The organism is Vreelandella olivaria, from assembly GCF_023507745.1.
Lineage (GTDB): Bacteria > Pseudomonadota > Gammaproteobacteria > Pseudomonadales > Halomonadaceae > Vreelandella > Vreelandella olivaria_A.
Genome location: NZ_JALPZO010000154.1, coordinates 1 through 3,030 on the forward strand (window position 1 = coordinate 1; position 3,030 = coordinate 3,030).

The following is a 3,030-nucleotide window of genomic DNA, read 5'->3' on the forward strand; positions in this document are numbered from 1 at the left end:
AGGGTTTCCCCATGACCGTGAAGATTTTCGACACGCCTGACGTTCAAGACTTCCTAAACGCCATCGCCGGCTTTGATCAGGAAGGCGGCAACGACCGCGCCAAACAGATGGTTCATCGCCTGGTCGGTGATCTGTTCAAGCTGATTGATGATTTCGATGTCACTGAAGAAGAGTATTGGGCGGGCGTCAACCTGCTCAATGCCCTGGGCAGCCAGACCCAGTTCGGCCTGCTCTCCCCCGGGCTCGGCTTTGACCACTACCTCGATATGCGTCAGGACGCTATCGACGCGGAAGCCAAACGCACCGGTGGCACTCCGCGCACCATCGAAGGTCCGCTCTACGTGGCCGGCGCCCCGGAAGCCGAAGGTTTTGCCCGCATGGACGATGGCAGCGACCCCGATGCCGAGGTGATGTGGTTGACAGGCCAGGTGCGTGACGTGAAGGGCCAACCGATTCCTGGCGCCAAGGTCGAGATCTGGCACTGCAACTCCAAAGGTGGCTACTCCTTCTTTGATCCCAGCCAGGACGAGTACAACATGCGCCGCACCATCTATGCAGACAGTGAAGGCCGCTACACCGCGCGCAGCATTATCCCCTCCGGCTACGGTGTACCCGAAGGCGCCCCCACGGATGTGGTCCTCAAATCCCTGGGTCGCCACGGCGAACGTCCGGCGCATATCCACTACTTCGTCTCCGCCCCCGGACACCAGCACCTGACCACCCAGATCAATCTGGCCGGCGACCCCTACACCTATGACGACTTCGCCTTTGCCACCCGCGAAGAGCTGGTGGTGCCTGCCGAGCGGATCGACGACCCCGCCGAGATCGCCAAGCGCGAGCTGGACGGCCCGTTCTCCCTCGTCGTGTTCGACGTTGAGCTGGCCACCACCGACGCCCCCGAGCGACAGGTTCGTCACGCCCGCCCACGGGCCAAGGAAGACGACCAGGACCTGGCCAGCCAACTCGCCGGCACCGCCAAGGTTTGATCCGTTCAGCGGCCTTCCACTAGGAGCGCCGGAGGAGGACGAAGAGGAAGTCCTACGCCAGGGGTGGCGTAGGTAGCGCGCCCAGGGAAGGGTCCACAGCGCCTCCTCGCCGTCCGCCACCGGATCAGCTCCGAGCCATCACGACAAGATACCGAGGACCTGGATCATGACCACACAGCTTGATCAACTCGAAGCCCGCGTGCGCGGAGCGGTACAAGACGACCCCAACAACGGCATCTTCCGCTGCCACCGCAGCATGTTCACCGACCCCGCGTTCTTCGAACTCGAACTAAAGCACATCTTCGAAGGCAACTGGCTGTTCCTGGCCCACGAAAGCCAGATCAGCGAACCGGGTGACTACATGACCGTCACCATGGGCCGCCAACCCGTCATCATCACCCGGGACAAACAAGGCGAGTTGCACGGCCTGATTAACGCCTGCGCCCACCGCGGCGCCACCCTATGCCGCCGCAAGCGCGGCAACAAAGGCACCTTCACCTGCCCGTTCCATGGCTGGACGTTTAAAAACGACGGCACCCTGCTCAAAGCCAAAAACGAAAAGGTCGGCGCCTACCCCGACACCTTCAAGCAGGACGGCTCCCACAACCTCAAGCGCCTGCCACGCTTTGAAAACTACCAAGGCTTCCTGTTCGGCAGCTTAAGCGACGACGTGCAACCGCTCGAACAGCACCTGGGCGAAACCACCAAAATCATCGACAACATCGTCGACCAGGCCCCCGAAGGCCTCGAAGTCCTACGCGGCACCTCCTCGTACACCTACACCGGCAACTGGAAGCTACAAGCCGAAAACGGCGCCGACGGCTACCACGTCAGCTCCGTCCACTGGAACTACGCCTCCACCATGGAACGCCGCAACTACGACGCCGGTGGCACCAAAGCCGTCGATGCCGACGGCTGGTCCAAGAGCCAAGGCGGCTTCTACTCCTACGAAAATGGTCACATGATGCTCTGGACCCGGCTGCTCAACCCCGAGGTGCGACCCGTCTACCAGCACAAGGACTGGATCCAGAAACAGTACGGAGAAGCCCGCGCCGACGCTATCGTCAACCAGACCCGCAACCTCTGCCTCTACCCCAACGTCTACCTGATGGACCAGTTCTCCACGCAAATCCGCGTACTGCGCCCCATCGACGTCAATAAAACCGAAGTCACCATCTACTGCTTCGCCCCCAAAGGCGAAGCCGCCGAAGACCGCGCCGTACGCATCCGCCAGTATGAAGACTTCTTCAACGTCTCCGGTATGGGCACCCCCGACGACCTCGAAGAGTTCCGCGCCTGTCAGGACGGCTACCACGGCGCCCTGGCCGAATGGAACGACCTCTCCCGGGGGGCCAAACAATGGGTGAAAGGCGCCGACGACAACGCCCGGGCCATCGACATGAAACCGCTGCTCAGCGGCGCCTCCCCCGAAGACGAAGGCCTCTACGTGCTGCACCACCAACACTGGGTCGACGAAATGCTGCGCGCCATCGACAAAGAACGCAGCCAGTTTATCGCCACCGCGTCGGCCCAAGCGTCCAGCGCCTGAACAAGAGGAGAGTGACATGAGCCCTACCTACCACGACATCCAAGCCTTCCTCTACCGCGAAGCGCGTCTGCTGGACGACCGCGAATGGGACGAATGGCTGGAATGCTACCGCCAGGACGCCGAGTTCTGGATGCCCGCCTGGGACGACGACGACCAGCTCACCCGAGACCCGCACAGCGAGATCTCGCTGATCTACTACCCCAACCGGGAAGGACTGGAAGATCGGGTCTACCGGATCAAGACCGAGCGCAGCGGCGCGAGCACGCCGGAACCGCGCACCACCCACCAGGTGAGCAACCTCGAGATCCTGTCCCAAGAGGGCGGCACGGTGGAGCTGCGGTTTAACTGGCACACGCTCAACCACCGTTACCAAAAGACCGACAGCTTCTTCGGCACGAGCTTCTACACGCTGGATGTCTCGGGCCAGCATCCGCTGATCACAAGAAAAGTCGTGCAGTTGAATAACGACTATATCCATCAGGTCATTGATGTGTA

Annotated in this window: 3 protein-coding genes; all 3 read left to right on the top strand. The window is 61.7% G+C overall.

The genetic code is table 11. The features are described from left to right. On the top strand, positions 1-986 hold a 986-nt coding region (catA, locus tag HP566_RS18210; RefSeq protein ID WP_425348214.1), incomplete at its 5' end, for a catechol 1,2-dioxygenase. A 166-nt stretch (positions 987-1,152) separates the two neighbouring features. After that, positions 1,153-2,535 carry a Rieske 2Fe-2S domain-containing protein gene (locus HP566_RS18215; protein WP_249978736.1) on the top strand — a complete coding sequence of 461 codons (1,383 nt, stop codon included), beginning with the start codon at positions 1,153-1,155 and terminating at the stop codon, positions 2,533-2,535. Between the two features lie 16 nt (positions 2,536-2,551). After that, a partial coding sequence (gene benB, locus HP566_RS18220; protein ID WP_249978737.1) for a benzoate 1,2-dioxygenase small subunit occupies positions 2,552-3,030 on the top strand: 479 nt, incomplete at its 3' end.

Bases quoted from the DNA above. Each gene is read 5' to 3' on its own strand.
- HP566_RS18215 (WP_249978736.1), top strand. From the start codon at position 1,153: ATGACCACACAGCTTGATCAACTCGAAGCCCGCGTGCGCGGAGCGGTA.